Origin of the sequence: Streptomyces sp. NPDC059851 (assembly GCF_042732005.1) — a bacterium.
GTDB lineage: Bacteria > Actinomycetota > Actinomycetes > Streptomycetales > Streptomycetaceae > Streptomyces.
Window position 1 is genome coordinate 59,184 of the sequence record NZ_JBHWJJ010000037.1, and the last position, 6,243, is coordinate 65,426.

The window sequence follows — 6,243 nt, forward strand, 5'->3', positions numbered from 1 at the left end:
GTGTCCGGAAGCTTCGACCTGAAGGCCCTGCTCGCCGAGCGCGGTGCGGAGCGGTACGAGCTGCACGCCCGGCACCTGAACCCGCAGCTGCCGCGCATGCTGCACACCATCGGCTTCGACAAGGTCTACGAGCGGGCCGAGGGCGCCCACTTCTGGGACGCCGAGGGCAACGACTACCTGGACATGCTGGCCGGGTTCGGGGTGATGGGCCTGGGCCGCCACCACCCCGTCGTCCGCCGGGCCCTGCACGACGTCCTCGACGCGCAGCTCGCCGACCTGACCCGCTTCGACTGCCAGCCGCTGCCCGGGCTGCTGGCCGAGAAGCTGCTGTCGTACAGCCCGCACCTGGACCGCGTCTTCTTCGGCAACAGCGGCACCGAAGCCGTGGAGACCGCCCTGAAGTTCGCCCGGTACGCCACCGGGCGGCCCAGGATCCTCTACTGCGACCACGCCTTCCACGGGCTGACCACCGGCTCGCTCTCGGTGAACGGGGAGGCCGGCTTCCGGGACGGCTTCGCGCCGCTGCTCCCCGACACCCGGATCGCGCTCGGGGACCTGGCCGCACTGGAGCGGGAGCTGGAGCGCGGCGACGTCGCCGCCTTCGTCGTCGAACCGATCCAGGGCAAGGGCGTGCACGCCGCCCCGCCCGGCTTCCTGCCGGCCGCGCAGGGGCTGCTGCGCCGGCACAAGGCACTGCTGATCGCCGACGAGGTGCAGACCGGCCTCGGACGGACCGGCGATTTCTACGCGTACCAGCACGAGCCGGGTGTGGAGCCGGACCTGGTGTGCGTGGCCAAGGCGCTGTCCGGCGGCTACGTCCCGGTCGGCGCCACCCTGGGCCGGGACTGGATCTTCAAGAAGGTCTACTCGTCCATGGACCGGGTGCTGGTGCACTCCGCCAGCTTCGGCTCCAACGCCCAGGCGATGGCTGCCGGGCTGGCGGTGCTCTCCGTCATGGACGACGAGGCGGTCGTCGCGAACGCCCGGGCGATGGGCGACCTGCTGCGCGGGCGCCTCGCGGCGCTCGTCGACCGGTACGAGCTGCTGCACGAGGTCCGGGGCCGCGGCCTCATGATCGGCATCGAGTTCGGCCGGCCGTCCTCGCTGCGGCTGCGCAGTCGGTGGGCCGCGCTCCAGGCAGCCCGCAAGGGGTTGTTCGCGCAGATGGTGGTGGTGCCGCTGCTCCAGCGGCACCGGATCCTGACGCAGGTGTCCGGCGACCGCCTGGAGGTCATCAAACTGATTCCGCCGCTGATCGTGGACGAGGCGGACGTCGACCGGTTCGTCGGCGCCTTCCGTGCGGTCATGGACGAGGCGCACGCCGGCGGCGGGCTGCTGTGGGACTTCGGTCGGACCCTGGTCAAGCAGGCCGTCACAGGCGGCTGACAGCCCGCCCGCCGCGCTGCCCGCTGCCCGCGAGGTCGGCCTAGTCGAGCAGCCGCTCGCGCAGCCGGTCGAGGGTCCCGGCCGTGAGGCCGAGGCCCTCGGCGAGGTAGCGGTCGGCACCGCCCCAGTGCTCGTCGATGGTGTCGAAGGCCGCGGTCAGGTACGCGACGCGGGCGTCGAAGAGCGGGGCGAGCAACTCCATCACCTCGGGGGAGCGGGCCTCGGGTGCGTCGCTGCCGCGACGGACCCGGTAGCGACGGTGCGGGGCATTGGACTCCAGGTAGTCCGCCACGATGGCCTCGCGCTCCACGCCCAGTGCGAGCAGGGTCACGGCGATCGACAGGCCGGCCCGGTCCTTGCCCGCCGCGCAGTGCATGAGTGCCGGGAGGCCGTCCTCGGCGAGGGCGTGCAGGACCCGGCCGTGTTCGGCGGTGCGGTCCACGATCATCGTCCGGTACGAGTTCACCATCCGGGCGGATGCTTTTCCGTCGCCGAGGATTCCGCGGAGCTGCTCCACGTTCCCGTCGCGGACCATGGTCCAGAATTCCTTGCCGGCGGCCGGGTCGGACAGCGGGATGTTGACGTTGCGCACCCCGGGCAGCTCGACGTCGGGACCTTCCAGCGCTTGGTCGGCCGCGTTGCGGAAGTCGAAGACGGTGCGCAGTCCGAGTGATATCAGGAATTCTGTATCGGTTTCGGTGGCATGTGCGAGATGTCCGCTTCGGAAGAGTCGTCCCGTCTTGACCCTCCGCCCGTCCGTGGTCGGCAGGCCGCCCACGTCCCGGAAGTTGCGCACACCGGACAGTTCGGGCTCGGCGGGTGGGACTCCCGGCGATCTGGGGGATATCGACTGGGTCACGGGTAATCCTCCGCATCGTTATTGAGTGTCCGAATTGCGTCGCTTGGGTCCAACTTGCCGGTGCCGGGGGCGAGATCGGGAGCAGCCCCGTGAGCCAGATCATACGGTGACCGTGAGTGCCTGATCGCCCGAGTCGAATGGCCCGGCCGGAAAGGCCGTTGGCGGTGGGGAATGGACGCAGGGTGACCGGAATTCCGAAGAACTCCCGTCCCTGTGAATCCGTCAGGAAATTCATGGCTTGTTCCGTGACGTCCCGCTCGATTACGTTCGCGACCGATCCGGATGGACCGCCTAATCCTGCCGCCGTCCGGTAACCGCACTCGACCAAACTCGCGCGGCAGGAGCGGGGGAACCAGGTAGGCCGCTGCTCCGGAGTTCCACTCCGGAGCAGCTAGGGGTGAAGCCGTACGTGCTCCGTTCCCTTCACGTGCACGTCCGCGTTGCACGTCCACGGACGGCCGGACATCTCCCATCCGAACCCGACAGCTCACCCCGCAGGCGCCGGAGAGGAATTCGCCATGCCGGCAAAGGGTAAGCACCGCCGCCCGAAGTCCCCCGCCGCAGTCCGCGGTTTCGTCGTCGCCGTCGCCGGCACCGGTGGGGCGGCCCTGGCCCTGCCGCTGATCGGTGCCACCGGCGCCCATGCGGCGCCCGCCCCGGCCCCCGCCGCGGTGCCCGCCGCGGCCCCGCAGGCCCCGGCGGCCGTCCAGACCGCGGCCACCGCGGCCACCGCTGCCGTCGGCGCCGCTCCGTCCCTCTACACGGTCCGGACGGGCGACTGCCTCTCCGTCATCGCGGCCGACCACGACGTCCCCGGCGGCTGGCAGCGGCTCTACGCCGACAACCGCGACGCCGTCGGCGACAACCCCTCCCTGATCCACCCCGGGCTGAAGCTGGCCCTCGGCGCCCGGGGCGAGGCGGCCCCCGACCAGGCTCCGGCCGAGCGGCCCGCCCCGGCGCCGAAGCCGAAGCCGAAGCCGAAGGAGAAGGAGAAGGCCGCGGCCACCGGTTCCCCGCGCACCGCCGCGCCCGCGCCCGCCGCCCCTGCGCCCGCGCCCGCGCCCGCCAAGAAGAGCGCGGCCGCCGCCGACACCACCACCACCGCCTCCGCCGCTGGCGCGGCCACCGCGGCCGGCTTCACCGCCCCCGTACCCGGCGGCGTCTCCACCCACTACCGGACCGCCGGCGCCATGTGGTCCAGCGGCTACCACACGGGCGTCGACTTCATCGCGAGCTCCGGCACCACCGTCAAGGCGGTCGGCGCCGGCACCGTCGTCTCCGCCGGCTGGGGCGGCTCGTACGGCAACGAGGTCGTCATCCGGCACGAGGACGGCAAGTACTCCCAGTACGCCCACCTCTCCCAGCTCTCCGTCTCGGTCGGCCAGAGCGTCAGCGGCGGCCAGACCATCGGCCTGTCCGGCTCCACCGGCAACTCCACCGGTCCGCACCTGCACTTCGAGGTCCGCACCGGCCCCTCGTACGGTTCGGACATCGACCCGATCGCCTACCTGCGCTCCAAGGGCGTGACCATCTGACGGTTCGCACCGCCGCCGCGTGCGGCGGACCCGCGTGAGGCCGGGACCCGAGGGCCCCGGCCTCACGCGCTGTCATGCCGTACCGACCGGGTGGTACAGATCACGGTCCGTCAACCCCTTCCTACGGTGGCGTAGGTCACGTCCCGCGGTGAAGGATATGGTCCCGTGGCAGCGACGACGATGACAGAGACGACAGAAACGACGCACCGGACCATCGGCTCGTACGCGGCACTCGGGGACAGCTTCACCGAGGGTGTGGGGGACCCGGGGCCCGGCGAGAACTTCCTCGGGTGGGCGGACCGGCTGGCCGTTCTCCTCGCGGACCAGCGGCCGGAGGGCGAATTCCGCTACGCGAACCTCGCGGTGCGTGGACGGCTCCTCGACCAGATCGTGTCCGAACAGGTCCCGAGGGCCAAGGAACTCGCCCCCGACCTGGTGACCTTCTGCGCGGGGGGCAACGACATCATCCGGCCCGGCAGCGACCCGGACGCCGTTGCCGAGCGGTTCGAGGCCGCCGTCGCCGACCTCACCGCCTCCTGCGGTCAGGTCATGATCACCACCGGCTTCGACACCCGCGGCGTGCCCGTCCTCAAGCACCTGCGCGGCAAGGTCGCCACGTACAGCGCGCACGTGCGCGCCATCGCCGACCGGTACGACTGTCCGGTCCTCGACCTCTGGTCGCTGAAGTCCGTACAGGACCGCCGCGCTTGGGACGACGACCGGTTGCACCTCTCGCCCGAGGGGCACACCCGTGTCGCCCTGCGCGCCGCACAGGTGCTGGGGCTCGCGGTGCCGGCCGACCCCGACCAGCCGTGGCCCCCGCAGCAGCCGCGCGGCTCGGTGGACGTGACCCGCGACAACATCCAGTGGGCCCGGGAGTACCTGGTGCCGTGGATCGGCCGCCGGCTGCGCGGGGAGTCCTCGGGGGACCACGTGGAAGCGAAGCGGCCGGACCTGCTGCCGCTGTAGGCCGACGGGGGCTGGTTCGGGGCGACGTCCGGGGCCGCAGCGGGGGACGGCGGGGCTGCCTCCGGGCGGTGGCCGGGTTGCCTCCGGGCGGCGGCGGGGCTGCCTCGGGGCGGCTGGCTGCCCTTGGGGTGCCGGGGCTGCTGCTGGGGTGGCGCGAGCGCGTCCCCGGAATCCTCCGGGGCGGCCCTGCGTTGGGATGGTGGTAGACCAGTAGGAAGCAGACCTCCCTCCAGCCACGGCCTGCGCCCGCCCGCCCCACCCTCCCAGGAGGCGCCTTGACCGGCTCCCGTCCCCTGCGTCCCCGGCTGCGCGCCCTGCGCCCCGAAGCCTTCGGCGCGGATCCGTCCGGCGCACGGCTGGAGCGGATCCGGCGCTCGCCGAACTTCGTCGACGGCTCCTTCCGGAACCCGATCGGCGCCCGGACCAGGCCCTCCGGCTCCCTGGTGGAATTCGCCAAGGTCTACTTCCACAAGGAGCAGCGGATCCGCCGCAGCCCCGCCGCGTCCGTCCCCGTCCACCCGACGACCTTCGCCGACCTGGCGAAGCCGCCGGTCAGCGGGCTGCGCCTGACCTGGATGGGGCATTCGAGCGTCCTCGCAGAGATCGACGGACGCCGCGTCCTCTTCGACCCGGTGTGGGGTGAGCGCTGCTCCCCCTTCCCCTTCGCCGGGCCCAAGCGACTGCACCCGGTGCCGGTGCCGTTGGCCGCCCTGGGGCCGGTCGACGCCATCGTGATCTCCCACGACCACTACGACCACCTCGACCTGCCGACCATCAAACAGCTGGCCGGCACCGACACGGTCTTCGCCGTCCCGCTCGGCGTCGGCGCGCACCTGGAGCACTGGGGAGTCCCCGCGGACCGGCTGCGCGAGCTCGACTGGAACGAGTCCACCGAGATCGCCGGGCTGTCGCTGACCGCCACGCCGGCCCGCCACTTCTGCGGGCGCGGGCTGCGCAACGAGCAGCACACCCTGTGGGCCTCCTGGGTCGTTGCCGGTGCCGAGCACCGGATCTTCCACAGCGGTGACACCGGCTACTTCCCCGGGTTCCAGGACATCGGCGCCGAGCACGGCCCCTTCGACGCGACCATGATCCAGATCGGGGCCTATTCCGAGTACTGGCCGGACATCCACATGACCCCCGAGGAGGGCGTCCGCGCCCACCTCGACCTTCAGGGGTCCACGCCGCACGGGGTGCTGCTGCCGATCCACTGGGGGACCTTCAACCTCGCGTTCCACCCCTGGGCGGAGCCGGGCGAGTGGACCCTGGACGCCGCGGCGGAAGCGGAGCAGCCCGTGGCCGTTCCCCGGCCGGGCGAGCCGTTCGAGCCGGGCGGCGTCCTCCCCACCGACCCGTGGTGGCGCCCGGTGGCCCGCCCGATGGACCGGCCGTGGCGGCAGCCCGCGACGGCCGCGACGGCCGGGGCGGCCGCGACGGCCGGGGCGGCCGCGACGGCCGGGGCGGCCGCGACGGCCGGGGCGGCCGGGGCGGACG

5 protein-coding genes and 1 riboswitch are annotated in these 6,243 nt (G+C 72.7%); of the genes, 4 read left to right on the plus strand and 1 reads right to left on the minus strand.

Going from position 1 to position 6,243, the window contains the following annotated elements; all coding sequences use genetic code 11:
- A complete protein-coding gene (locus ACFV7Q_RS15800) occupies positions 1–1,386 on the plus strand; it encodes an aspartate aminotransferase family protein (RefSeq protein WP_385428708.1) in 1,386 nt (461 codons plus the stop codon).
- A 40-nt stretch (positions 1,387–1,426) separates the two neighbouring features.
- Here ACFV7Q_RS15800 and ACFV7Q_RS15805 read toward each other — a convergent pair whose 3' ends face one another.
- A complete protein-coding gene (locus ACFV7Q_RS15805; protein ID WP_385428694.1) occupies positions 1,427–2,245 on the minus strand; it encodes a tyrosine-protein phosphatase in 819 nt (272 codons plus the stop codon).
- 311 nt (positions 2,246–2,556) lie between these two features.
- Positions 2,557–2,759, plus strand: a riboswitch (cyclic di-AMP (ydaO/yuaA leader).
- 4 nt (positions 2,760–2,763) lie between these two features.
- On the opposite strand from ACFV7Q_RS15805, the gene ACFV7Q_RS15810 reads away from it, so the two are divergent.
- The 3 genes from ACFV7Q_RS15810 to ACFV7Q_RS15820 all read left to right on the plus strand — a co-directional run.
- Positions 2,764–3,780, plus strand: coding sequence for a peptidoglycan DD-metalloendopeptidase family protein (locus ACFV7Q_RS15810; RefSeq protein ID WP_385428696.1), 1,017 nt, complete (start codon positions 2,764–2,766; stop codon positions 3,778–3,780).
- Positions 3,781–3,960: 180 nt separating this feature from the next.
- Complete coding sequence (locus ACFV7Q_RS15815) at positions 3,961–4,749, plus strand: SGNH/GDSL hydrolase family protein (protein WP_385428697.1); 789 nt, start codon at positions 3,961–3,963, stop codon at positions 4,747–4,749.
- A gap of 275 nt (positions 4,750–5,024) precedes the next feature.
- A partial coding sequence (locus tag ACFV7Q_RS15820; RefSeq protein WP_385428699.1) for an MBL fold metallo-hydrolase occupies positions 5,025–6,243 on the plus strand: 1,219 nt, incomplete at its 3' end.